The organism is Aeromonas sp. RU39B, assembly GCF_900156095.1.
Lineage (GTDB): Bacteria > Pseudomonadota > Gammaproteobacteria > Enterobacterales > Aeromonadaceae > Aeromonas.
The window spans coordinates 1-21,885 of the sequence record NZ_FTMJ01000007.1; the positions used below are offsets into that span (position 1 = coordinate 1).

The 21,885-nt window shown below is 59.1% G+C and carries 22 protein-coding genes; 8 read left to right on the plus strand and 14 right to left on the minus strand.

The features are described 5' to 3' along the window. Positions 1-413 precede the first annotated feature (413 nt). From BW958_RS10890 to ilvG, 6 genes are all read right to left on the minus strand, one after another. The gene (locus tag BW958_RS10890) at positions 414-1,637 is read right to left on the minus strand and encodes an MDR family MFS transporter (RefSeq protein WP_076575771.1); all 1,224 of its coding nucleotides are present in this window, start codon (positions 1,635-1,637) and stop codon (positions 414-416) included. Between the two features lie 121 nt (positions 1,638-1,758). Further along, positions 1,759-3,285, minus strand: coding sequence for a threonine ammonia-lyase, biosynthetic (gene ilvA, locus BW958_RS10895; protein ID WP_076575772.1), 1,527 nt, complete (start codon positions 3,283-3,285; stop codon positions 1,759-1,761). Positions 3,286-3,287: 2 nt separating this feature from the next. After that, positions 3,288-5,138 (minus strand): dihydroxy-acid dehydratase, encoded by a 1,851-nt coding sequence (gene ilvD, locus BW958_RS10900; protein WP_076575773.1) that lies wholly within the window; start codon positions 5,136-5,138, stop codon positions 3,288-3,290. 133 nt (positions 5,139-5,271) lie between these two features. Next, the gene (locus tag BW958_RS10905) at positions 5,272-6,195 is read right to left on the minus strand and encodes a branched-chain amino acid transaminase (protein WP_076575774.1); all 924 of its coding nucleotides are present in this window, start codon (positions 6,193-6,195) and stop codon (positions 5,272-5,274) included. An 11-nt stretch (positions 6,196-6,206) separates the two neighbouring features. Next, the gene (ilvM, locus tag BW958_RS10910; protein WP_076575775.1) at positions 6,207-6,470 is read right to left on the minus strand and encodes an acetolactate synthase 2 small subunit; all 264 of its coding nucleotides are present in this window, start codon (positions 6,468-6,470) and stop codon (positions 6,207-6,209) included. Further along, the gene (ilvG, locus tag BW958_RS10915; RefSeq protein ID WP_076575941.1) at positions 6,467-8,113 is read right to left on the minus strand and encodes an acetolactate synthase 2 catalytic subunit; all 1,647 of its coding nucleotides are present in this window, start codon (positions 8,111-8,113) and stop codon (positions 6,467-6,469) included. The genes ilvM and ilvG overlap by 4 nt, the downstream gene beginning before the upstream one ends. Before the next feature lie 399 nt (positions 8,114-8,512). On the opposite strand from ilvG, the gene BW958_RS10920 reads away from it, so the two are divergent. The 3 genes from BW958_RS10920 (at position 8,513) to BW958_RS10930 (ending at position 11,952) form a co-directional block, all read left to right on the plus strand. Continuing rightward, positions 8,513-10,027 carry a YifB family Mg chelatase-like AAA ATPase gene (locus tag BW958_RS10920; protein ID WP_076575776.1) on the plus strand — a complete coding sequence of 505 codons (1,515 nt, stop codon included), beginning with the start codon at positions 8,513-8,515 and terminating at the stop codon, positions 10,025-10,027. Positions 10,028-10,096: 69 nt separating this feature from the next. Then, the gene (locus BW958_RS10925; RefSeq protein ID WP_076575777.1) at positions 10,097-10,993 is read left to right on the plus strand and encodes an acyltransferase; all 897 of its coding nucleotides are present in this window, start codon (positions 10,097-10,099) and stop codon (positions 10,991-10,993) included. Positions 10,994-11,001: 8 nt separating this feature from the next. Beyond that, positions 11,002-11,952 carry an acyltransferase gene (locus BW958_RS10930; RefSeq protein ID WP_076575778.1) on the plus strand — a complete coding sequence of 317 codons (951 nt, stop codon included), beginning with the start codon at positions 11,002-11,004 and terminating at the stop codon, positions 11,950-11,952. Here the strand turns inward: BW958_RS10930 and BW958_RS10935 are convergent. Next, entirely contained in the window at positions 11,949-12,413 is a 465-nt protein-coding gene (locus tag BW958_RS10935) for a 2-thiouracil desulfurase family protein (protein ID WP_076575779.1), read from the minus strand. The two genes, BW958_RS10930 and BW958_RS10935, sit on opposite strands and share 4 nt — an antisense overlap. Continuing rightward, entirely contained in the window at positions 12,410-13,060 is a 651-nt protein-coding gene (locus BW958_RS10940) for an NUDIX hydrolase (RefSeq protein WP_076575942.1), read from the minus strand. The genes BW958_RS10935 and BW958_RS10940 overlap by 4 nt, the downstream gene beginning before the upstream one ends. A 76-nt stretch (positions 13,061-13,136) precedes the next feature. On the opposite strand from BW958_RS10940, the gene BW958_RS10945 reads away from it, so the two are divergent. From BW958_RS10945 to BW958_RS10955, 3 genes are all read left to right on the plus strand, one after another. Then, positions 13,137-13,772, plus strand: coding sequence for a nicotinamidase (locus BW958_RS10945; RefSeq protein ID WP_076575780.1), 636 nt, complete (start codon positions 13,137-13,139; stop codon positions 13,770-13,772). A 1-nt stretch (position 13,773) separates the two neighbouring features. Beyond that, entirely contained in the window at positions 13,774-14,952 is a 1,179-nt protein-coding gene (gene pncB, locus BW958_RS10950) for a nicotinate phosphoribosyltransferase (RefSeq protein ID WP_076575781.1), read from the plus strand. 369 nt (positions 14,953-15,321) lie between these two features. After that, complete coding sequence (locus BW958_RS10955) at positions 15,322-16,527, plus strand: NupC/NupG family nucleoside CNT transporter (protein WP_076575782.1); 1,206 nt, start codon at positions 15,322-15,324, stop codon at positions 16,525-16,527. Positions 16,528-16,607: 80 nt separating this feature from the next. On the opposite strand, the gene BW958_RS10960 is transcribed toward BW958_RS10955, so the two are convergent. From BW958_RS10960 to BW958_RS10970, 3 genes are all read right to left on the minus strand, one after another. Continuing rightward, complete coding sequence (locus tag BW958_RS10960) at positions 16,608-17,186, minus strand: cytochrome b/b6 domain-containing protein (RefSeq protein WP_256701978.1); 579 nt, start codon at positions 17,184-17,186, stop codon at positions 16,608-16,610. Further along, positions 17,179-17,448: a PepSY domain-containing protein gene (locus BW958_RS10965; RefSeq protein ID WP_256701979.1), complete on the minus strand. Its 270-nt coding sequence runs from the start codon at positions 17,446-17,448 to the stop codon at positions 17,179-17,181. Before BW958_RS10965 ends, BW958_RS10960 begins: the two co-directional genes overlap by 8 nt. Before the next feature lie 69 nt (positions 17,449-17,517). Continuing rightward, positions 17,518-17,970 (minus strand): YaiI/YqxD family protein, encoded by a 453-nt coding sequence (locus BW958_RS10970; protein ID WP_076575783.1) that lies wholly within the window; start codon positions 17,968-17,970, stop codon positions 17,518-17,520. Positions 17,971-18,065: 95 nt separating this feature from the next. Between BW958_RS10970 and zntB the strand changes: the two genes are divergently transcribed. Beyond that, positions 18,066-19,031 carry a zinc transporter ZntB gene (gene zntB, locus BW958_RS10975; protein ID WP_076575784.1) on the plus strand — a complete coding sequence of 322 codons (966 nt, stop codon included), beginning with the start codon at positions 18,066-18,068 and terminating at the stop codon, positions 19,029-19,031. A gap of 8 nt (positions 19,032-19,039) precedes the next feature. Further along, positions 19,040-19,555, plus strand: coding sequence for a mechanosensitive ion channel domain-containing protein (locus tag BW958_RS10980; protein WP_076575785.1), 516 nt, complete (start codon positions 19,040-19,042; stop codon positions 19,553-19,555). Between the two features lie 31 nt (positions 19,556-19,586). Here BW958_RS10980 and BW958_RS10985 read toward each other — a convergent pair whose 3' ends face one another. The 3 genes from BW958_RS10985 to BW958_RS10995 all read right to left on the minus strand — a co-directional run bounded on the left by BW958_RS10985 (position 19,587) and on the right by BW958_RS10995 (position 21,880). Further along, a complete protein-coding gene (locus BW958_RS10985; protein ID WP_076575786.1) occupies positions 19,587-19,835 on the minus strand; it encodes a hypothetical protein in 249 nt (82 codons plus the stop codon). A gap of 75 nt (positions 19,836-19,910) precedes the next feature. After that, a complete protein-coding gene (locus BW958_RS10990) occupies positions 19,911-20,489 on the minus strand; it encodes a DNA-J related domain-containing protein (protein ID WP_076575787.1) in 579 nt (192 codons plus the stop codon). Between the two features lie 92 nt (positions 20,490-20,581). Next, complete coding sequence (locus BW958_RS10995; protein WP_076575788.1) at positions 20,582-21,880, minus strand: MFS transporter; 1,299 nt, start codon at positions 21,878-21,880, stop codon at positions 20,582-20,584. Positions 21,881-21,885: the final 5 nt, after the last annotated feature.

Here is a 21,885-nt window from a genome sequence, read left to right on the forward strand (position 1 = left end):
CGACGGTGGTCTTGCCCTGAATGATTTCCATGACCAAGGCGGACTTGCGCTTGGCCGTCCAACGTTTGATTTCTTCGTCCATCGTGATGCTCATGTCTGTTATCTCCATTCATTATGACCTGAGCAGGATTTCAGTGGGTCATTACAGTGAGGAAGTCGGACTGGCGTCCTCCGCTCCCAGCCGCTGGCGCGGCTGCCACCCCGCCACTGAATACGAAGCCTGGTCTTGCGACTGGGCTTTTTGTTTTTAACGCGGCGTCGCTGGATGACGTGAGGAAGTCGGACTGACGTCCTCCGCGTTCAGCCGCTAGCGCGGCTGCCACTGTGCCACTGAATAGAGAAGGCCTTCCCAAACGGGAAGGCCTTCAGTGTCTGGTTTCAGACAGAACGTAGAGCTTTGCTTCGCGACGCCATCAGGATGCTACGGGTTGCGTATAGGGCCTTGGGTAGCGAGCGCTCCAGCCGTAGAGCAGGGCTATCAACAGGCAGATACATGCCATCAGCAGATAGAGCGCCGGACCACCGAGACCGGAGATAAAGAGACCACCAATCCAGGTACCTCCGGCTGTGCCGAGACCGGCTAGTGCGCCGGCGCCGAAATAGCTGCCCTTGAGGTGAGGTGGGGCCATCTGGTCGATCAGCACGTTAAGCAGTGGGAATAGCAAAACCTCGCCGCTACTGAGCAGAATGGTCGCCATTATCCAGGAGTGCCAAGAGCCGGTATCGCCTCCGGCAAACAGCAGTTGTGCCCCCATAAACAGGGTGATCCCCAGTTGCAGGCAACGCCGGATTGGCCAGTTGCGCAGCAACCAGAGCAGTGGAAATTGCAATGTCACCACGGTCACTGCATTCAGGGTAATGAGTAGCGCAATCAGCTTGGCAACATCTGGGGTACCGGCGCGATCAAGATATTGCACCAGCGGAGAATTGAACTGGGCATAGACGCTGGTCATCAGCAAATTAGCCAGAATAAGCAGCATAAAGCCGGGATCACGGCGCAACACGGCAAACACATCGCGAAGGCCAGTTCCAGAACGCTTTGGTACTGATCCGCCGGTTTTGTGGTTTAGGGTATGAAAGCCCCATACAAAGGCCAGCCCCAGTACACCATAGCAACCAGCCAGCAGCAGGAAGGTCTGCTGACGGGCGCTGATGCCGAGTGTAACGCCCAGCAGCGGTCCTAGCGCTGCCCCAAGGTTGAGCAGGAAATAGCGCAGATGCAGCGCCAGTTCGCGGGCCTTGGGTGATTCGAGGCTATCGGCCAGTAGTGCTTTGCCCGGTGCGTCAATCATGCCGGAAGAGAGCCCGCTACCAACCACCGCCAGCCCTAATGGCAGCAGATGATGGCTGATTCCGATCAGGGCGTAGCAGAGTAGAGAAATCAGGCAGCCGAGCAGCAGAATGAGGCGACGGCCAAATTTGTCTGACAGCCAGCCGCCATAGAAACCGACCACGGTCGACACCAGCGCCGTGCCAGCCAGCAGCAGGCCAATATTACCGGCACTCATGCCGTGTTCGCGGTAGAGCAGGATCGAGATAAAGGGCCACACCATGTAGAAACCGGTGCGGATTAGAAACGTTCCGAACACCACGATCCAGACCAGTGGGGGAAACTGACGTAACAGGGCGGGCGACATGACAACTCCTTGTCGGCGTGGCTCTCTGTTGTAACAGACCGGGAGGCTCGCTGACAACGCTTGGCTGGGGGTAGAAAAAAGCAGGGAGGCCGCTGCCTCCCTGATTATCACTGTTTTTAGCTCAACGGTTGCTGGATAGGAACAGTTGGTAAGCCGGATCGTCACCGACCTCTTTCCAGGCGTAACCAATCTCGCGCAGATAGGTGTGGAAAGCGTCCACATCTTGATCCGGCAGTTCGAAGGCGCACAGCACCCGACCATAATCGGCGCCGTGGTTACGGTAATGGAACAGGCTGATGTTCCAGCGAAAGCCAAGGGTCTCGAGGAAGCGCATCAGAGCGCCGGGTTGCTCGGGAAACTTGAAGCTGTAGAGCCGCTCGTGCAGCTGCCGTGGTGGCCGTCCACCAATCATGTAGCGCACGTGGTTCTTGGCCAGCTCACTCTCAGTCATGTTGACGACTGGATAGCCGTTTTGCTCCAGCTGGCTCTGGATTTGGCCGAGCTCCTGATCGCCGCCGGTCAGCCGTACCGAGACAAACAGAGTAGCTTGCTCGGCGTGGGAGTAGCGGTAATTGAACTCGGTCACCATGCGCGGGCCGAGGTTGCGGCAAAAATCGAGGAAGGCGCCATTACGCTCAGGGATGGTGACGGCCAGCATTCCTTCGCGCTTTTCGCCAATCTCGCAGCGCTCCGAAACATAACGCAGGCTGTGGAAATTGACATTGGCGCCAGAGAGGATAGCCGCCATCCGTCCGCCCTTGATCTGCTCACGCTCGCAATAGGCCTTGAGACCGGCTAGCGACAGGGCGCCCGAGGGTTCGGCAATGGCACGGCAGTCATCGAAGATGTCTTTCAGTGCGGCGCAGATCTGGTCGTTGGAAACGGTCACCACTTCGTCAAGGTATTGATCACACAGACGAAACGTCTCTTCACCAATGCGGCGTACCGCCACGCCATCGGCAAACAGCGATACGCGATCCAGCGACACCGGCTTCCCGGCGGTCATGGCCGCTTTAAGGCAGGCCGAGCCGTCCGCTTCGACACCGATCACCTTGATGTCGGGTAGCAGTTGCTTGAGGTAGACCGCCACCCCGGCGGCCAGACCACCACCACCGACCGGCACAAACACGTGGGTCAGGCGGGTATCCTGCTCAAGCAACTCCTTGCCGATGGTTCCTTGTCCGGCGATCACTTCCACATCGTCGAACGGCGGGATCAGGGTGTACCCCTCGACGTCGGAGAGGCGTCGGCTTTCGGCATAGGCTTCATCGAAGTTATTGCCGTGCAGCATGACGTTGCCACCGAGACGGCGCACCGCATCGACCTTGATATCCGGCGTGGTCTTGGGCATCACGATAATCGCCTTGATGCCGAGCTTGGCCGAAGAGAGCGCCACACCCTGAGCGTGGTTGCCGGCGGAGGCGGCAATGACGCCGTGCTCCTTTTGTTCGGTCGTGAGGGTGGCGATCTTGTGATAAGCACCGCGCAGCTTGAACGAATGCACCGGCTGCAGGTCTTCCCGCTTCAGGGTGACGTGATTGCCAAGGCGCTCCGAGAGCTTCTTGAGCGGCTGCAGCGGGGTGACCCGCGCCGCTTCATAGACCGGAGAGAGCAGGATTTTGCGTAGATAATCGGCCGCAGACACCATGATTACTCCTCCAGCTTGCTGCGATCGCGCACCGCGCCTTGGTCGGCGCTGGTTGCCAGCATGGCGTAGGCGCGCAGGGCAAGCGATACGGGACGCTCACGGTTTACCGGCTTCCACGCCTTGCTGCCACGGGCCTCCATGGCGGTGCGGCGCAGCGCCAGCACGTCATTGGATACTTCCAGCTCCATTTCACGGGTCGGGATATTGATGCGGATAATGTCACCGGTCTCAACCAGACCGATGGTGCCGCCCGCAGCGGCCTCCGGTGAGACGTGACCGATGGAGAGACCCGAGGTGCCACCCGAGAAGCGCCCGTCAGTGATCAGGGCGCACTTCTTACCCAGCCCCATGGATTTCAGATAAGAGGTCGGATAGAGCATCTCCTGCATACCCGGACCACCTTTCGGCCCTTCGTAGCGGATGACGACCACTTCACCGGCTTGCACCGTGCCATCGAGAATGCCGGCTACGGCATCTTCCTGGCTCTCGAACACGCGAGCCGGACCGCGGAAGGTGAGGTTCTCTTCATCTACACCGGCGGTCTTGACGATGGCACCTTTGAGCGCGATGTTGCCGGTCAGCACGGCGAGACCGCCATCCTGGCTGTAGGCGTGCTCACGCGAGCGGATGCAACCTTCGGCGCGATCCAGATCCAGCTCGTCCCAGCGGCAATCCTGGCTGAAGGCGCGAGTGGTGCGGATCCCGGCCGGCCCGGCACGGAAGAAACTGGCTACTTCGTCACTCGGCTGGCGGCTGATGTCATATTCGGCCAGCAGCTCTACCAGAGAGGTGCCGAGCACGTTACGCACCGAGGTGTGCAGCAGACCGGCTTGCTCGAGCTGACCGAGAATGGCCACCACGCCACCGGCGCGGTGTACATCTTCCATGTGGTACTTCTGGGTGGACGGCGCCACTTTGCACAGTTGCGGAACCTGACGTGACAGGCGATCGATGTCGGTCATGGTGAAATCGACACCGGCTTCCTGCGCCGCAGCCAGCAGGTGCAGCACGGTATTGGTCGAGCCACCCATGGCGATATCGAGCGACATGGCGTTCTCGAAGGCTTCCTTGGTGGCGATATTGCGCGGCAGCGCCGAGGCATCGTCCTGCTGATACCAGCGTTTGGTCAGCGCGACGATGCGCTGGCCAGCCAGTTTGAACAGCTGTTCGCGGTCGGCATGGGTCGCCAGCAGCGAACCGTTGCCCGGCTGGGAGAGGCCGAGCGCTTCGGTCAGGCAGTTCATGGAGTTGGCGGTAAACATGCCGGAGCAGGAGCCACAGGTGGGGCAGGCGCTGCGCTCAACCTGCTCGCTCTGGGCATCGGAGACCTTGGGGTCGGCGCCCTGGATCATGGCATCGACCAGGTCGAGCTTGATGATCTGGTCAGAGAGCGTGGTCTTGCCGGCTTCCATCGGGCCACCGGAGACGAAGATCACCGGAATGTTGATGCGCAGGGCGGCCATCAGCATCCCCGGGGTGATCTTGTCGCAGTTGGAGATGCAGACCATGGCATCGGCGCAGTGGGCGTTGACCATGTACTCCACCGAATCGGCGATAAGCTCGCGTGACGGCAAGGAGTAGAGCATACCGCCGTGCCCCATGGCGATGCCGTCATCCACGGCGATGGTGTTGAACTCTTTGGCGATTCCGCCGGCCGCTTCAATCTCGCGGGCAACCAGTTGGCCGAGATCCTTGAGGTGCACGTGACCGGGCACAAACTGGGTGAAGGAGTTAACCACGGCGATGATGGGTTTGCCGAAATCCTCTTCTTTCACGCCGGTGGCGCGCCACAGGGCGCGGGCGCCGGCCATGTTACGGCCGTGGGTGGTGGTGGCTGAGCGCAGCTTCGGCATTGTCTCTACTCCCTGAAATACGTGGCCCTTCTGGGCTCTCGATAATGTAACGAATGGAATCGATCCGGGTCAGCCGGTCTAAACGGGCTGGCCCCGAGCGACTCGGGGAGGTGTTGCCACCTCCCCGCTGTCATCAATCCTGAACTGGCGTGAGCCAACCCCATTTGTCTTCGGTCTGACCATTAAACAGGCCGAAGAAGGCATTTTGCAGCTGCTCGGTCACCGGACCACGGCAACCGGCACCTATGGTCATGCGATCGACCGAGCGCACCGGTGTCACCTCGGCGGCCGTTCCGGTCATGAAGATCTCGTCGGCCACATAGAGCGCCTCACGGGGCAGCGCCTGCTCGCGCACTTCGATGCCAAGATCCCGTGCCAGCGTCATGATGGTATCGCGGGTGATGCCAGGCAGGATGGCGGCTGTCGCCGGCGGGGTGAACAGTACGCCGTTTTTCACCAGGAACAGGTTCTCGCCAGCCCCTTCGCTCAGGTAGCCGTTCACATCCAGCGCCAGCCCTTCGGCATAACCGTTGCGCTTGGCCTCGCGGCTGATGAGCTGGGAAGAGAGATAGTTGCCACCTGCTTTGGCGCCGGTCGGGATGGTGTTGGGGGCAAGCCGGCTCCAGGAGGTGACGCAGACATCCACACCGTTCTTGAGTCCCTCTTCACCGAGATAGGCACCCCAAGGCACGGCCGCCACAATCAGTTCAGCCTTGGCATCCTTGGGCGGAGTGAGACCGAGCCCGACATTGCCGATAAAGGCCAGCGGGCGCAGGTAGCCGCTCTTGAGCCCGTTCTCCCGTACCACGGCGCGGCACGCTTCGTTGATCGCCGCCTCGTCGTAGGGGAGATCCATCCAGTAGATCTTGGCAGAGTCGAGCAGGCGGCGGGTGTGCTCCTTGAGACGAAAGATGCAGGTGCCACGCGGTGTGTCATAAGCCCGCACCCCTTCAAATACGGATGAGCCGTAGTGCAGGGCATGGGTCATAACGTGAACCTGGGCGCTTTCCCAGGGAACCAGTTGGCCGTTGAACCAGATATATTGTGGCTGAGACATGGGCGTGTTCCTTATGCACGAAGGCTCGACAAGGGTTCCTCACTGCGCTGCTGGCAGGTGTCGACGTAAGAGACGTCCACCAGTTTTGCCAGCTGGCTCCACAGCTGCTGGATTGGACGGCTGGATGCGACAGTAACCGTGATCCGCAGCTGTTGGCAATCTTGTTCCATATTGAGGGCGCACAGATTGAAACCGCGGTGGCGAACCACCCGAAGGACGCGCTCCATCACTTCCGGTCTGGGTTGGGCATGGATCTGCAGGGTATGTTGATTCATGGGCGTTGCTCCATCATCTGGTGGTTGGCGACTCCTGGCGGCACCAGGGGCCATACGTTCTCTTCCTCTGAGATCGCCACATGCAGCAGATAGGCGCCCGGATGCGCCAGCAGGCGCTCAAGAGCCGGTTCAATCTCTTCCTTGCATGTGATGGTCTCGCCCGCAATACCAAATGCGGCAGCGAGGGTCACAAAATCGGGGTTATCAGACAGGTTGGTTTCGCTGTAGCGGCCGTCGAAGAACAGCTCTTGCCACTGGCGTACCATGCCGAGGCGCTGGTTATCGAGCAGCACCATCTTCACCTTGAGGCCGGCTCGGCGGATGGTGCCGAGCTCTTGTACGTTCATCATGAATGAGCCGTCGCCGCTCACCAGTACCACCTCATCGTCCGGGCGAGCCATCTTGGCGCCGATGGCGGCCGGCAGGCCAAACCCCATGGTGCCGAGACCGGCGCTGGAGAGGTGGTTGCGTGGATTATCAAAGCGCATGTGCTGGGCTACCCACATCTGGTGCTGGCCCACGTCACAGGCGACGACGGTATCCTTCGGCAGCTTCTGGCTCAGTCGCTGCAGCAGCGCCGGGGCATAGATGGCTTGGCCGGGATGGTCATAGCGAAACGCATAGTCACGCGCCATGGCCGCGCAGTGAGCGCGCCAGGGGCCAAGATCCAGCGGCATGCAAAGCGCCGGCAGCACGGCGTTGAGATCGGCAGTGATGCCGACTTCCGGCTCGCGGCGTTTGCCCAGTTCGGCGGCATCCACATCGAGATGGATCACCTTGGCCTTGGCGGCGAATTCGTCGAGCTTACCGGTTACCCGATCGTCGAAACGGGCGCCGGCCACAATCAGCAGGTCGCACATCTGCACCGCGTAGTTGGCGGCCTTGGTGCCATGCATGCCGAGCATGCCCAGGAACACCGGCGAGTCCGGGTCGAGGGTGCCGATCCCTTTGAGGGTGGTCACGGCCGGGATGCCGGTTGTGGCCGCAAAGTCACGCAGCGCGGCGTCGGCGTTGGCCATACCGACACCGCCACCGACATAGAGCAGCGGTCGTTCGGCGGCGGCAATCAGGGCGCGCGCCTGAGCGATAGCTGCCTGCGGCAAGGGCTCGGGTGTAGCAACGGTGGCAAGCGGAGCGCGTGGGCTGAAGCTGGCCAGCTGCACATCCTTGGGCAGGTCGATCAGCACCGGCCCCGGCCGTCCTTCGCAGGCGATGGCAAAGGCTTGCGCGATGATCTCGGGCAGCTCTTCCACGCTCTCTACCATGAAGGAGTGTTTGGTACAGGCCAGCGACAATCCCAGCACATCCACTTCCTGAAAGGCGTCGGTGCCGATGGCGGCGCAGGGCACTTGACCCGAGATGGCAACCAGCGGCACCGAGTCGAGCAGGGCTTCGGCCAGACCGGTGACCAGATTGGTGGCGCCGGGACCAGAGGTGGCGATGCAGACCCCGACTTTGCCGCTGGCGCGGGCGTAACCGATGGCGGCCATGGCTGCGCCCTGTTCGTGGCGGCACAGTTGATGAGACAGGCCACCGTCGTAGAGTGCGTCATAGACAGGCATGATGGCGCCGCCGGGATAACCGAACACCTGGGTGATGCCCTGTTGCTTGAGGGCGGAAACCACGTACTGAGCGCCATTCATCTGCATACTTCCTGTCCTATCCTTACTGTTCTGAGCCTAAAGAAAAACCCCCGAGTCCTTGAGGAGCTCGGGGGTCGTTTTCTTCGGTTCTGCCGGTGTGGGTTATCCCTTATTCCGTGCAGCCAAACGAGCCCCGAGCGGTGTAATAATAATCACCACTAGGACCACAATAATGCTGACGAAACGGGAGACCAGGCTCATGACAAAATCCAGTTAATTCGGTGTATATCGGGCGGCATGACCGCGAATGGCTATTAGAACTAGCACGGCACGTCAGCATGGGCAAGACTTTTTTTCATGACAAGTTTCTGAATATTGTCGTGGTGGCGGCGCCAAACCAGATGATCTATCCATCTTTATTTTGTTTTGTGAAACAAAATAAACTCAGGGACGGGAATCATGTCATTAGCTGTCGTTTATAGCCGGGCCAGCCTCGGGATTGAGGCGCCCTTGGTGACAGTCGAAGTTCACCTCTCTAACGGACTGCCGGCGTTCAATATCGTCGGGTTGCCGGAAACCTCGGTTAAAGAGTCGCGTGAGCGGGTGCGCAGTGCCCTGCTCAATGCCAACTTCGAGTTTCCGGCGCGCCGTATCACCGTCAACCTTGCGCCAGCGGACCTGCCCAAAGAGGGCGGCCGCTTCGATCTGGCCATTGCCATCGGCATTCTCGCCGCATCGGATCAGGTGCCGGCAGCGTCGCTGGCCCAACTGGAGTTGGTGGCAGAGCTGGCGCTGACCGGCGAGTTGCGCCCGGTGATGGGGGTGCTGCCGGCCGTGTTGGCGTGTCGTGATGCTCGCCGGATGTTGGTCGTGGCGCAGGAAAATGGCCCCGAAGCGGCGCTGATTGGCGATGCCGAGGTGCGCATAGCGAACGGGCTGCTGGCGGTGACTGGCTGGCTCTGCGGTCGGGCGCCGCTGCCACACCCGCAGCCGGACGCTCCCTATGATCTACCGCCCCAGCCAGACCTGCAGGAGGTGATCGGCCAGACCCAGGCCAAGCGGGCGCTCGAGATCGCGGCGGCTGGCGGGCATCACCTGCTGTTTATCGGACCGCCCGGCACAGGCAAAAGCATGTTGGCCAGCCGTTTACCCGGTATTTTGCCGCCGCTTGACGAGCACGAAGCGCAGGAAAGCGCCGCCATTCACTCCCTCGGTGGGCTGGGCCAGCAGCGCCGGCATTGGTTTGAGCGCCCTTATCGCCATCCGCATCACAGTGCCTCGGCGGTGGCGCTGGTGGGGGGAGGCAGTTCACCGCGTCCCGGTGAAATCTCGCTGGCGCATCACGGGGTGTTGTTTCTTGATGAATTGCCCGAGTTTGAGCGCAAAGTGCTCGACAATCTGCGCGAGCCGCTGGAAAACGGCGCTATCGTGATCAGTCGGGCGGCGCGGCAGGTGGAGTTTCCTGCTCGCTTCCAGCTGGTGGCTGCGATGAATCCCAGCCCTTGTGGTCATTATGGTGACGGCCAGACGCGCTCCAGCCCGGATCAGATCCTGCGTTATCTCGGCCGCCTGTCCGGTCCGTTTCTCGATCGTTTCGATCTCACCGTGGAGGTACCGCTCCTGCCCAAAGGGAGCCTGACCGGCACGCCAGAGCGCGGTGAGAGCAGCGCGACCGTGCGGGAGCGAGTGCTGGCCGCCCGCGAACGCATGCAGCAGCGCTCCGGCAAGGTCAATCAGTGGCTAGATAGCCGTGAAATTGAAGAAGTTTGCCGATTATCGCCGCACGATGCGCTGTTTCTGGAGGAGGCGATACAGAAGCTCGGACTTAGTATCCGGGCCTGGCATCGCATCTTGCGGGTGTCGCGTACCATCGCCGATCTGGCCGGTGCGCCAGAAATTGGCAAACCCCACCTGGTTGAGGCGCTGGGTTATCGCGCTATGGATCGGCTGCTAGCCCGCCTGCGACAAAGTTGACCGCATAGGCGGACGCCGCGCTGGCTGGTATCATGCGAGGTCAGACCAGAAGTACCAAGGAGCCTGTTGATGGCGCATAAACTGTTCGGGCGGCTGCGCGGTAGCCTCTCGACCCTGCTGATTGTGAGTAACACCCTGTTTTGGTTCACCCCAGTGCTGTCGCTGGGTCTGGCCAAGCTGATCGTGCCTTTAAAGGCCTTTCGCAGCGGCTGTAACTGGCTGTTAGATGGCTGTGCCACCTATTGGATCAGTTTCAACAATCTGGTGCAAAAAGTCTTCTCTGGCACCCGATTGCACGTGGTCGGAGTGGACAAGGCGAGCCCAAGCGAGTGGTATATGGTGGTTGCCAACCATCAATCCTGGGTAGACATCCTCGTCTTGCAGCGGATTTTCAATCGGAAAATCCCCTTTCTGAAATTTTTCCTGAAGAAAGAGCTGATTTGGGTACCTTTTCTTGGACTGGCCTGGTGGGCGCTGGATTTCCCGTTTATGCGGCGCTATTCCAAAAAATTCCTGGAAAGACATCCGCATCTGAAAGGGAAGGATATTGAGACCACCCGCAAGGCCTGCGCCAAGTTTCGCCATATTCCGGTCAGCGTGATGAACTTCGTGGAAGGGACCCGCTTTACCCGTGGCAAGCATGAGCAGCAAGGATCGCCCTATCGTCACCTGCTGCAACCGAAAGCGGGCGGCATCGCGTTTACCCTGGCGGCCATGGGTGATCAGCTGCACCGGCTGGTGGACGTGACCATCTGCTACCCGAACGGCATTCCCACCTTTTGGGATTATGTGTGCGGCCGGGTCAACGAGGTGCGGGTCAAGGTACGCATTCTGCCTATCGACAGGACGTTGGTGGGTGATTACTTCAACAATCCCGAGTTTCAACAGACGTTCCAGCAGTGGTTGAACTGCCTGTGGTCGGAAAAGGATAAGACCCTGGCGGAGCTGCACATGCCTGGACAGTAAACGACATCATGCTCAATTTTCTGCCCGGACCTCTGGTTCTCGTCATCAGTATTCTGCTGACCATCGCCCACACTGCATTTTGGGCGACCCTGATTTTCCTGCTGTCGCTGGTCAAGTTCCTGCCGGTGCCGCCGTTGGCGCGCTTGTGCACTCATATCAACAACCTGCTGATGCGTGGTTGGCTGGAGTGCAACACCCTGCTCATTCACCTGCTTAACCGAATTGAGTGGGAGATTGAGGACGAAACCGAACTGCGCAGCGACGGCTGGTATCTGGTGGTGTGTAACCACCTGAGCTGGACCGACATCGTGGTGCTCGGTCACCTGTTGCGCCGCCGCATTCCGGTGCCCAAGTTCTTCCTCAAGCACGAGCTCATTTATGTGCCGTTGATCGGGCAGGCTTGCTGGGGGCTCGATATGCCATTTATGCGCCGCTATTCACGCGAATATCTGCTGCGTAACCCGCATCTGCGTGGCAAGGATATCGAGGCGACCCGCACTGCCTGTCAGAAGTTTCGTGATGTGCCCACCACCGTCATCAACTTCGTGGAAGGCACCCGCTTTACCGCAGAGAAGCGTGACCAGACCCGCTCACCCTATCGCCATCTGATGGCACCCAAAGCGGCCGGACTGGCCTTTACGCTGGCCGCGATGGGTGAGCAGTTCGACAAAATGATCAATGTGACCCTGAGTTATCCCGACAACAGCGACAAGCCGTTTCGTGATTTTCTGATGGGACGAATGACCCGTATCCGGGTGCACATTGAAGAGTTGCCCATCGGGCCCGAGATGGTGGGGGATTACTTCAACGACAAGCCGTTCAAGCGCCAGTTCCATCAATGGCTCAATGGGCTGTGGGCTGCCAAGGATGCGCGTCTGGCGCGTTGGGAAGGGGAGCCGGAGTCGGCCCCTGTCGTTGATGACGAGCAGGTGGCTGCTCGCAGTGAGGCGCCGCTCTAACCGGCGGACTGTAGCTGGCGCAGCCGCTCTGCCAGCTGCGCCAACTGATCTTCGCTGAACACGTCGATGCCATGGCGGCGCAGCAGCGCCGTGGTGCAGCCCTCGCCTGCCATGCTCACCCCGGTAAACTGGCCGTTATAGATGCGGCCACTGCCACAAGACGGGCTGCCCTCTTTGAGCAGGGCCAGCCGGATACCCTCCTGCCGACACAGCGCTAGCGCCAATTGCGCGCCGCGCAGAAACTCGGTCGTGACATCCTTGCCACCTTGAGTGATGACGTGCTCGCCCTGCCGCTCGGCGGGCGGCCGCGGGGTTGGCAAACCGCCCGCGACCTCCGGACAGAAGGGTAGCAGGCGCCCCTCGGCACCTAACCCTTGTAGCCAATGGCTGACCACCCCTTTGCTCTGACCGTCATAGCGCACCGGCATGCCGAGCAGGCAGGCGCTGATCAGGATTTTCATGCTTCGGCCCCATGCATCACCTGATCGAACATGACACAGGATGACGCAGCGTGGCGGTAGAGGATCGCCGGACGCTGCTTGCCGGTACGTTTACGGCCCGTATCAAGCAGGATGTTGGCGCGGTGGATGCGCTTGCGAAAGGCGGCGGTGTTCATCGGCGTCTGCAAGATGATCTCGTAGGCGCGCTGCAGCTCGGAGAGGGTGAACTCGACCCCCAGCAGGTGAACCGGCAGGGTGCTGTAGCGGCTTTTGACGCGTAGCCGCTCCAGCGCACGCGCCACCAGTTGCACATGGTCAAAGGCGAGTCGCAGCCCCGGCAGCGACTGGATCGGATGCCACAGACCGCGTTGCAGCTGAATTTCAGGATCGACCAGGCAGAGATAGACCAGCGTGGTTGACCAGCCGCGCGGATCGCGGTCGTGGCTCCCCAGGCTGCACACCTGTTCCCGATAACATTCGCCCAGTCCCCACTCCTGCAGCAGCCGGTCGAGACCGCACTCCAGATCGCGATCACGCTCTTCGTCAATGCGCAGGGCCGGCAGTTGCAGCGTCCCCTCGTGGGGAGAGCGCTGGCGGGGTTCGAGCAGCAGCTCCAGCCGTTCGTCCTGCAATCGCAGCACCACGGCGTCCAGACTCATCCTCATCATGCGAATTCGACGCTCGCCTTCCAAAAATGTTTGGTAGATAATATCACAAGAATAATATGTGGTGCAGGAGCCGATCATGGGAATCATCGCCAGTCTGGATATCGATGCGCAGAAAGGGTTTACCCCGCTCTGCCCTGACGAGTTGCCGGTTCCCGGTGGTGATGCCATCGTGGCGGCCCTCAATGGGCAGGCGGCATTGGCGCAACTGCGCATTGGCAGTAAAGATGCCCACCCGCGCAATGCCGACTGGGTTGCCGGGGGCGAGCGTGCGCCGCTGCAGCCGCTGACGCTACCCAATGCCGACCTGAGCTGGCCTGCGCACTGTGTGCCGGGCACCGCCGGTTTTGAGCTGCTCGATGGTTTGCCAGCGCCGATTGATTACGACTTCTTCGTCTGGAAGGGGATCGAGCCGGATCTGCATCCGTACGGTGCCTGCTACCACGATCTGGCCGGTCGCCGCTCGACCGGGCTTATCGAGTTTCTCAAGGTTCATGAGGTGGAGACCGTGCTGGTTGGCGGTCTGGCCACTGATTACTGCGTCAAAACCACGGTGCTGCAATTGCGTGCGGCTGGCCTGCGGGTCATCGTGCATCTGGCCGCCTGCCGCGGCATTGCTGAGCAGACCGTGGCGTTGGCGCAGCAGCAGATGTGCGCTGCCGGTGCTGAGCTGGCGGTCGATCTGCAGGAAGTTCAACGTCTGCTGGGGTGCTGAGATGTCCGCCATTCTGTCCAGTCTGCTTGATACCGACGCCTACAAGCTGCACATGCAGCAGGCGGTGTTCCATCACTATCCGGAAGCCGAGGTGGTGGCGGAGTTTCACAGTCGCAACGACGAGGACCTGCTGCCGCTGATGGGACAGATAGAAGCGCAGCTGCGCCGTGCCGGCCGGCTGCGTCTCTCCCGGGAAGAGGCCAACTTCCTGGCCCAGCGCCCGTTTCTAAGCCGCGACTATATCGAGCACCTCAGCCACAAGCCGCTCGATGCCTCCCTGCTGGAAGTGCATGAGCAAGAGGGGCGCCTGTCGGTGCGGGTCAGCGGTCTGTGGCAGGACGTGATCCTGTGGGAAATCCCGATCCTCGCCACCATCAGTGAGATGCGTAACCGCTTCCGTTATCCCCAGCTTGGGGTCGCCGAGGCTCTGGCCCGGCTCGATCAGAAGATCGATCGCCTGCAAGAGAACCTCTCGGCGGACGAGATGGCCGAATTCAAATTGATCGATTTCGGCACCCGTCGCCGCTTCTCGCGCGCAGTGCAGGATGCGGTGGTCGGTCGGTTGCAGGAGCGTTTGCCAGCCTTTTGCGGCACCAGCAACTACATGCTGGCGCAAAAATACCAGCTGCCGGCGGTAGGCACCCAGGCACACGAGTGGTTCCAGGCCCACCAGCAGCTCGGCTTTGCCCTTGAGCAAAGCCAGCGGGCTGCGCTCACCACCTGGCTGGATGAGTTCCACGATCACCTTGGCATCGCCTTGACCGATTGCATCACCATGGATGCCTTTTTGCGTGATTTCGATTTTGAGCTGGCCAGCCGTTATCAGGGTCTGCGCCACGACTCTGGCGATCCGGTGGTGTGGGGGGAAAAAGCAATTGCCCACTATCAGCGACTGGGTATCGATCCGCGCAGCAAGATGCTGGTCTTCTCCGATGGGCTGGATCTCGACAAGGCGGTGGCTCTGTTCCGGCATTTTCGCGGCCGGATCAACACCAGTTTCGGGATCGGAACGCATCTCACCTGCGATCTGCCCGGCGCCTCGCCAATGAACATCGTGTTCAAGCTGGTGGAGTGTAACGGCGGGCCGGTGGCCAAGATCTCCGACAGTGCCGGCAAGACCCTGTGCCGCGATGCCGAGTTCATCCGCCGTCTCAGGCAGGCATTCCAGCTCTCCCTGTAAATGAAAACCCGGCTGACGCCGGGTTTTCATTATCATTTGTATCTCTGCTCAATAATTAATTAATAGATAAACGTTTCGCATTTAATTAATTAAATGGTCTGTTTAAAATATAGATTGCTAACGATTGCGCAATCGTTTTATATTTCTGCGCCCTGCCGCTAGGCTTCTGGCAACAACATCGTTTGAATATTTAATCTCGATTAAATTGTGTGGTTTGAATTTAATTTGGATTTTTATTCGAGTCCCGAAAAACGTTTGTATTATTTGATGTGCATCTTTTTCCGTTATATTGTGACGGTGGTCCGCTTTTTTATTTTTTAGCTGACTATGATGGCGCCCGTCAAAATACAACCTACAGGCTTTTCTGGTATGCAATATCTTCACTTTGTACTCGGGCTGCTGCTGGTAGCGGTGCTCTCACTGCTTGCCAATCGTAATGGCTGGCGTAACGTCAAGGTTCGCTATATCGGTCAACTGCTGGTGGTGGAGCTGGCGCTGGCTTGGTTCATGCTGAACTCGCAGATTGGTCTGGCCATTGTTAGCGGATTTGCTGCCGGTTTCGGCAAATTGCTGGAATTTGCCAAGCAAGGTACCGACTTTGTTTTCGGTGGTCTGTTGAATGAAGGGGCGTTCAGTTTCTTCCTGCTGGTCCTGATGCCGATTGTATTTATCTCGGTGCTGATCGGCATTCTCCAATATATCCGTCTGCTGCCGCTGATTATTCGTGGTATCGGCACTGTTCTGGCAAAAATCAACGGCATGGGCAAGCTTGAATCCTTCAATGCCATCAGCTCGATGATTGTTGGTCAGTCGGAAAACTTCATTGCGCTGAAGAATATTCTGCCGCACATGAACGAAAAGCAGATGTACACCCTGGCGGCCACAGCCATGTCCACCGTGTCAATGTCCATCGTCGGTGCCTACATGCAGATGATTGAACCGCGTTATGTGGTGGCTGCGCTGGTACTCAACATGTTCAGTACCTTCGTGGTGCTCTCCCTGATCAACCCGTACGAGCCGGATAACACCGTGACCGACGCCAAGGCTGCGGCTGAAGGTGACGAGCACCATACCCCGAAGAAGGAGAACTTCTTCGAGATGCTGGGCGAGTACATCATGGCCGGTTTCACCGTGGCGGTGATTGTGGGCGCCATGCTGATCGGCTTTATCGCCCTGATCGCCCTTATTAACTACCTGTTTGAAGCGGCATTTGGCGTTAACTTCCAGCACGTCATGGGCTATCTGTTCTACCCGATCGCCTGGATCATCGGTGTTCCGAGTGGTGAAGCGCTGCAAGTGGGTAGCGTCATGGCTACCAAGCTGGTGACCAACGAGTTCGTGGCCATGATGGACATGGGTAAGCTGGCTGCTGACCTGTCGCCGCGTACCCTGGGCATGCTCTCGGTATTCCTGGTATCGTTCGCCAACTTCAGCTCCATCGGCATCATCGCCGGTGCGGTCAAGGCGCTGAACGAAGAGAAGGGCAACATGGTGTCCCGCTTCGGTCTGAAACTGGTTTATGGCTCGACTCTGGTCAGTCTGCTCTCTGCAGTGATTACCGGCGTCATGCTCTGATCCTCCAGGTGACACGGTCACCTCGTGGGCCCGCGACTTAGGTCGTGGGCCCTTTTTTATCTATGTAGCCTAGCGGCTTATCACGGACGGGCATCTTCAACCTTGATACCGGGAGGAACCCGCTTGCTGCCAAAGACCATGGCATGCAGCAGGTCACTGCGGGTCAGGCGATCAAGCAGCAGCACCACGGCAGCGTGAATACCTGCCAACGTCAATACTCCATTAGCAAAGAAGCCGTGCAGCTCTTCCAGCCAATCTTCCCCCCAGAAGGCATCCCAGGTGGTCATCCAGCCGGTCAGTGCAGTGCCACACAGCCCCAGCATCAGAGCCAACACCATCAGCGATCCCACCGGATTGTGGCCCAGATAGTAAGGGTGACGGCGGGCGCGCATGGCCTGCAGGTATTGGCGTAGCCGCGAAGGGGTTGGCCACCACTGGCCGAAGCGGGCGTAGTAACTGCCCACCAATCCCCACACCAGGCGGATGATCAGCAAGATGCCGACCGCATAGCCGACCCAGCGGTGGGCGGTATCCCCCTCTTCCAGTACAAACCAGTTGAGAGAGCAGAGCAGAACCGTGCTCCAGTGAAAGATGCGAACCAGCGGGTCCCAGACCCGCTGTGATTGAACTGTGCTGTGCATGGCGATCCCCTTATTCATCGACCTCTTCTTTGACCATCTTCAGATTGGTCGGGTCGAAATAGATCTCCACGCGATGCTTCTCTTTATCCCAGCCGTAGATTTCATAGCAGCTGGTGTCGGTGGTCTCGAATTTCTTGATCTGGTAGCCCATTGCTTCAATTTTCTGGCGAGCCTCAGACTGAGACAGCCATTTGTCTTTGGCAGCAGTGGTGCATTGGGGATCTGCCATGGCCAGCGGGGCAGCCAGCAGTACCGGGACGAGCAGCATCTTTGCATTCATGGGAATCGCTCCTTGGGTGAGTGTCAGGAGCGAGTGTGCGGGGCAAAGCTTAAGAAACCATTAAGTGGATCAGGATAATTTTCCACGTTGCAACCAGCGATCGAGCGCGTTGGCAAAACGCTGACGGTCGGCCTGATTGAGCGGGGCCGGGCCACCGGTTTGCACGCCGGCCGAGCGCAGCTCTTCCATAAAATTGCGCATCCCGAGGCGGGCCTTGATGGTTTCGCGGGTATAGACCTCACCGCGCGGATTCAGTGCTTCGCCTCCGGCGCTGATAACCAGATCAGCCAGCGGAATATCGCCAGTGATCACCAGATCGCCCACCACCACCGAGGTGGCGATCAGATGATCCGCCACGTCGAACCCTTTGGGCACCTGGCGGGTACTCAGCCAGGGAGAAGGGGGCAAACGCAGTGGTGAGTTGGCCACAAATACCGCCGGGATCTGAGTGCGGTGAGCAGCGCGATAGAGGATCTCCTTGACGGCGACCGGGCAGGCATCGGCATCGACCCAGATGGTCATGGGCAGGCTCCTTGGAACAAAAGCGCCATCATAGCATGGGCTGCCTGCGCTGGCCTTTTTGTGTAAGCTGGGGCCTCACATGTCGAGGAGAATTCATGGATCGCGTACCCGCAGAGACCATCTACCGGCTGACCCTCAACGGGCAGGGGGGCATGCTACCGCTGGAGGTGGGTGCCGAGATCCCGTCGGATGCAGCCAGCTGGCTCCATTTTGATTACGGCAATCCCGATGCCGCCCGCTGGCTGATCAACACGCCTTTGTTGGGTGAGACCGAGCGCGAAGCGCTGCTCGGTCAGAGCAGTCGCCCCAAACTGATTCGACTGGGTGAGACCATTTTGCTGATCCTGCGCGGTGTGAATCACAACCAGGGTCATCGCCCTGAAGAGATGGTGGCACTGCGCATCTTTATCACCCCCGATCTCATCATTAGCAGCCGAAGGCGCCCTCTGTTATCCGAACAGGATGTGTTTGCTGATCTGGGGAAAGGCATCGGCCCGGATAACCCCGCCGACTGGCTGGTGGAGATCTGTGATGCGCTGACCGACCGGGCCGGTGAGTTTATCGACGGTCTGCATGACGAAATCCTCGAGCTGGAAGAGTCGGTGCTGGCGCGTGAGATGCCGGGTAATGGTCGGTTGGCGCGCATTCGCAAGCAGCTCATCATGATTCGCCGTTACCTGTCGCCCCAGCGCGATCTGGTGGCGCGTCTGGCCAACGAAAAGATCAGCTGGCTGGAAGAGGATGATCGGCGCCGCCTGCTCGATATTGCCGACCGGCTTCGGCGCTGGCTCGATGATCTTGATGCCGGGGTGGCGCGCACTGCCGTGTTGGCCGACGAGATCAATAATCTGATGGCGGAAGCCACCAACCGGCGAGCCTATCAGATGTCGATAATGGCGCTGCTGTTCCTGCCTGCTTCGTTTCTGACCGGTCTGTTTGGCATCAATCTCGGTGGCATGCCGGGGGCGAATAGCCCAACGGCCTTCTGGGTCTTCTGCATCTCATTGCTGGGGCTGGCTGTGGCGTTGGCGGTCTGGCTTAAGTTACGGCGTTGGTGGTAGGAGAGCCCATGACTGCTTGGTACTCGTTTGGTCTAACTCTGCTGCTGATCGCCGCGCACATGGGGCTTCGTCATCTTATTCACCGCAGCCTGATTGCCATCGGCCAGTCACGGCAGATGAGTGAAACACGGGTCATCTATGTAGAGCACGTGTTCCACTTCCTGCTCGGCTCAGCGACCCTCTTGGTACTGGCCGGGGTGTGGGGGCTCGATTTTGCCCGGCTGGTGGTGCTCGCCTCTTCCTTCTTTGCCGTGCTCGGAGTGGCCATGGTGGCGCAGTGGTCGATCCTCTCCAACATCACCGCCAGCATTACCATCTTCTTCGCATTTCCCTACCGGATTGGCGATCGCATTCGCATCCTCGACAAGGATGACTCGGTGACCGGAGTGATCAGTGAAATTGGCCTGTTTTACGTGCGCTTACGCAGTGACAACGGCGACAGCGTGACCTACCCGGCCAACCTGTTTTTGCAAAAACCGGTGCGCAAGCTGGAAGGAATGGACTCGCATTTGTCGGAACAGTAAAAAGCGGCTCCCGAGGGAGCCGCACTGCTGTTTAGCGATCGTAAAAACGGTAGAGGTGATCTTCCTGAATGGCGCAGTCTGCCACTTGGTGGACTCGCTCACGGGCATCGGCCACGCAGTTAAAACTGACCGGACAGCCCAGCGTATCGGTTAACTCGAAGATGCGGCCACTCACGTCGCGAAATTCGATAAGCCAACCCGGCATGATGGAGTCGCGGATTATCTCAGCCTGATTGAGCGTTCCCTTGAGATAGAGTGCGTGCAGTTCGCTTGCCGTCATAATGACCTCCCTGGCGCATGACTCTCCCTTATGAGTGTAGCGGGACGCAACGCAGTACGACCACTGCCGTTCGGGTCAGCGCAGCTGCTCCCAGGCCCAGCGCAGGCGGATAAAGGTCTCGGCATCACCGCCCCGATCCGGATGATGGGTCAGTGCCAGCTCACGCCAGCGGCGGCGAATCGCCTGGCTGTCGGCATCGCTATCCAGTTCAAACAGGCGTAACGCCTCTTCTCGCTTGCTCTGGTCAGGCAGCCGCGCCAGCCGGCGCCAGAAGTCAGTGAGCAGCGCTTCAATCTCATCGCGATCGGTTTGCCAGAACACGTTCCAGTCCAGGTAATAATCCCGTAGCGGCGATGCCGCTGCTGGCACTGCCGAAGGCTGATAGGGCAACAGTGCGATATCCAGCGCCTCCAGTTGCAACCACCACCCATCGCCCTGTAACTCCTCCTGCAAACGATAGAGGGCGTTCATCATCAGAAAATTACAGCGAAACAGCTGCACCTCTGCATCATCCGACAGGCACGGCAGTAGCGCCGCTTTTTGCAACTCACTGTAAAGGTGATGCACCTTCCAGCGGCAGCCCGGTTGCTGCAACCGCTCCAGCAGTGGTGCCATCAGGGGGTTATCAGGTTGAGTGGGGAAGGTGGGCGACATGGCAAACCTGCGTTGAAGGACGCTAACAGCCTAGCGGGGAAGAGGTGGGTTGCCAAGGAAGGAGCGGGCAGCCTTGCTGCCCGCTGCAGAGATTACTTGTTGGTGATGGGATTACGCACAAACAGACCAAAGCTCAATGCGCCAAGCATCAGCAACGCAGCACCCAGCAAGAAGACGTTGGTGAACTTGCCCGTGGTGTCGAGAATGATACCGGTCACGATTGGCGCCGTTGCCGCACCAAGGAAACCACCAAAGTTTTGTATGGAGCCCAAAGAGGCAACCTGTGCCTTGGGAGCAATGTCGGTGGCCAGTGTCCAGATAGCGCCTTGCGGCATTTGTGAGAAGAAATAGCCGACCGTCAGCAAGGTGATAGCCATCGGAGTGCTGTTTACAAATGGAATCGGAGCGACGAAGCAAGCGGCCAGCGCAGCACCCAGGACGATGGGGATCTTGCGCGAAGTGATCGCTTTTACGCCACGACGGGTCAGTCGATCTGAAAGCATACCACCGACCAGCACACCCAGAATCCCGGCTAGGAATGGGATGGATGCAATCCAGCCTGTTGCCTTCAGGCTAAAGCCCAGACTCTTTTCCAGATAGCTCGGCAGCCAGGTCAAATATACCCAGATGGTGAACATGATGGAGAAATTGCCCAGAACCATGAACCAAGTGGTGGAGTGCTTGAACAGCGATCCCCAGTTGGCCTGCTGGCTTTCACTGCTGGAAGGAGTGTTGCGAATGCCCGCATGGATAAGCGCTTCTTCGCGAGCGGTCGGGTCGCGGTAGAATTTTATCCAGGCTAGCAGCAAAGGAAAACCGAGCAACCCGATGGCAGCAAACATGCCGCGCCAGCCAAACGAGAGTAACAGCACGGTTAGAATAGGAGGTGCGATAGCATTGGCGATCTGTGAGCCAGTATTGATGATGGACGTGGGCAATCCGCGCTCATTTTTGCCAAACCAGCGGTGAGTGATTTTAATCCCTGAGGTAAAGAATGGTGATTCAGAGATTCCGAGCATCATGCGCAGGCCATAGAAAAACGTATAGCTGTTGACAAACGCAGCCAACACGGTGAAGCCAGACCACAGCCCGAGTGCACACGAGAACATACGACGGGGGCCAAAACGGTCTACCAGCCAGCCCGCGGGCAGGTTAGCCAGTGCATAAGGCCACAGAAAGGCTGACAGGAGCATGCCCATTTCAGTTTGGGAGAAACCGAATTCTGCAGCAATAGTTGTATTTGCAATACTGAGGTTAGCCCGGTCCAGATAATTGACGACGGCCCCCAGCAGCAAGATCAGAATGATCCCCCATCGCAGGCGGCCGATATTCCCGGCAGGGATAACCGATTCATTCACCGAATCAGTGTAAGGCGAGGTTGCAGACTTCATGATGT

What these genes read in the sequence shown, in the direction of transcription:
- BW958_RS10935 (WP_076575779.1), bottom strand. Translation starts at nt 12,413, where the DNA reads ATGAAAATCCTGATCAGCGCCTGCCTGCTCGGCATGCCGGTGCGCTAT.
- ilvM (WP_076575775.1), bottom strand. Translation starts at nt 6,470, where the DNA reads ATGAATCAACATACCCTGCAGATCCATGCCCAACCCAGACCGGAAGTG.
- BW958_RS10965 (WP_256701979.1), bottom strand. Translation starts at nt 17,448, where the DNA reads ATGAATGCAAAGATGCTGCTCGTCCCGGTACTGCTGGCTGCCCCGCTG.
- BW958_RS10890 (WP_076575771.1), bottom strand. Translation starts at nt 1,637, where the DNA reads ATGTCGCCCGCCCTGTTACGTCAGTTTCCCCCACTGGTCTGGATCGTG.
- pncB (WP_076575781.1), top strand. Translation starts at nt 13,774, where the DNA reads ATGTCCGCCATTCTGTCCAGTCTGCTTGATACCGACGCCTACAAGCTG.
- zntB (WP_076575784.1), top strand. Translation starts at nt 18,066, where the DNA reads ATGGATCGCGTACCCGCAGAGACCATCTACCGGCTGACCCTCAACGGG.
- BW958_RS10960 (WP_256701978.1), bottom strand. Translation starts at nt 17,186, where the DNA reads ATGAATAAGGGGATCGCCATGCACAGCACAGTTCAATCACAGCGGGTC.
- BW958_RS10980 (WP_076575785.1), top strand. Translation starts at nt 19,040, where the DNA reads ATGACTGCTTGGTACTCGTTTGGTCTAACTCTGCTGCTGATCGCCGCG.
- BW958_RS10990 (WP_076575787.1), bottom strand. Translation starts at nt 20,489, where the DNA reads ATGTCGCCCACCTTCCCCACTCAACCTGATAACCCCCTGATGGCACCA.
- BW958_RS10930 (WP_076575778.1), top strand. Translation starts at nt 11,002, where the DNA reads ATGCTCAATTTTCTGCCCGGACCTCTGGTTCTCGTCATCAGTATTCTG.
- BW958_RS10985 (WP_076575786.1), bottom strand. Translation starts at nt 19,835, where the DNA reads ATGACGGCAAGCGAACTGCACGCACTCTATCTCAAGGGAACGCTCAAT.
- BW958_RS10955 (WP_076575782.1), top strand. Translation starts at nt 15,322, where the DNA reads ATGCAATATCTTCACTTTGTACTCGGGCTGCTGCTGGTAGCGGTGCTC.
- BW958_RS10905 (WP_076575774.1), bottom strand. Translation starts at nt 6,195, where the DNA reads ATGTCTCAGCCACAATATATCTGGTTCAACGGCCAACTGGTTCCCTGG.
- BW958_RS10920 (WP_076575776.1), top strand. Translation starts at nt 8,513, where the DNA reads ATGTCATTAGCTGTCGTTTATAGCCGGGCCAGCCTCGGGATTGAGGCG.
- BW958_RS10945 (WP_076575780.1), top strand. Translation starts at nt 13,137, where the DNA reads ATGGGAATCATCGCCAGTCTGGATATCGATGCGCAGAAAGGGTTTACC.
- BW958_RS10995 (WP_076575788.1), bottom strand. Translation starts at nt 21,880, where the DNA reads ATGAAGTCTGCAACCTCGCCTTACACTGATTCGGTGAATGAATCGGTT.
- BW958_RS10925 (WP_076575777.1), top strand. Translation starts at nt 10,097, where the DNA reads ATGGCGCATAAACTGTTCGGGCGGCTGCGCGGTAGCCTCTCGACCCTG.
- BW958_RS10970 (WP_076575783.1), bottom strand. Translation starts at nt 17,970, where the DNA reads ATGACCATCTGGGTCGATGCCGATGCCTGCCCGGTCGCCGTCAAGGAG.
- ilvA (WP_076575772.1), bottom strand. Translation starts at nt 3,285, where the DNA reads ATGGTGTCTGCGGCCGATTATCTACGCAAAATCCTGCTCTCTCCGGTC.
- ilvG (WP_076575941.1), bottom strand. Translation starts at nt 8,113, where the DNA reads ATGAATGGCGCTCAGTACGTGGTTTCCGCCCTCAAGCAACAGGGCATC.
- ilvD (WP_076575773.1), bottom strand. Translation starts at nt 5,138, where the DNA reads ATGCCGAAGCTGCGCTCAGCCACCACCACCCACGGCCGTAACATGGCC.
- BW958_RS10940 (WP_076575942.1), bottom strand. Translation starts at nt 13,060, where the DNA reads ATGATGAGGATGAGTCTGGACGCCGTGGTGCTGCGATTGCAGGACGAA.